This is a genomic window from Kluyvera sp. 142486 (assembly GCF_046569695.1).
In the GTDB taxonomy this organism is placed as follows: Bacteria; Pseudomonadota; Gammaproteobacteria; order Enterobacterales; family Enterobacteriaceae; genus Kluyvera.
On the sequence record NZ_JBKHUI010000057.1, the window covers coordinates 1 to 213 of the forward strand.

Below are 213 nucleotides of genomic sequence, written 5' to 3' on the forward strand. Positions count from 1 at the left end.
TACGCCCAGTAATTCCGATTAACGCTTGCACCCTCCGTATTACCGCGGCTGCTGGCACGGAGTTAGCCGGTGCTTCTTCTGCGAGTAACGTCAATCACTAAGGTTATTAACCTTAATGCCTTCCTCCTCGCTGAAAGTACTTTACAACCCGAAGGCCTTCTTCATACACGCGGCATGGCTGCATCAGGCTTGCGCCCATTGTGCAATATTCCC

1 rRNA gene is annotated in these 213 nt (G+C 51.6%); it reads right to left on the reverse strand.

What is annotated here, in order from left to right:
* Nucleotides 1–213, reverse strand: a 16S ribosomal RNA gene (locus ACLGE8_RS22735); the annotation flags it as partial.